This window comes from Hwanghaeella sp. LZ110, assembly GCF_048892525.1.
Classification (GTDB): Bacteria; Pseudomonadota; Alphaproteobacteria; order UBA8366; family Aestuariispiraceae; genus Pacificispira.
The window spans coordinates 1-255 of sequence record NZ_JBLZHT010000092.1; the positions used below are offsets into that span (position 1 = coordinate 1).

General features: G+C 56.5%; 1 protein-coding gene. It reads right to left on the reverse strand.

The annotated features are described in order from the left end of the window. On the reverse strand, window positions 1-255 hold a 255-nt coding region (locus ACOSDM_RS20325), incomplete at both ends, for a hydantoinase B/oxoprolinase family protein (protein WP_420726355.1).

Genomic DNA, 255 nt, shown 5'->3' on the forward strand with positions numbered 1-255 from the left:
CCAAGGCGGCCCAGCCCGAATTGATAACCCCGGACGCCACTGGTGCCGGGAAATTGCAATCCACGATACTGCCCGGACGGCTGTCGATCCGGATTCGGTCCATGATCCCTTCATTCCAGGTCATGCCCGCACATAAATGTGTCAGGACGGCACTGAATGGACCGGACTCCAGTGTCGGTCTGGTACAGTTAATCAGGCCCGCCGCCTCGTCATCACTGTCAGTAAAGTCAAATATCAGGGTGTCACCGGATTTTG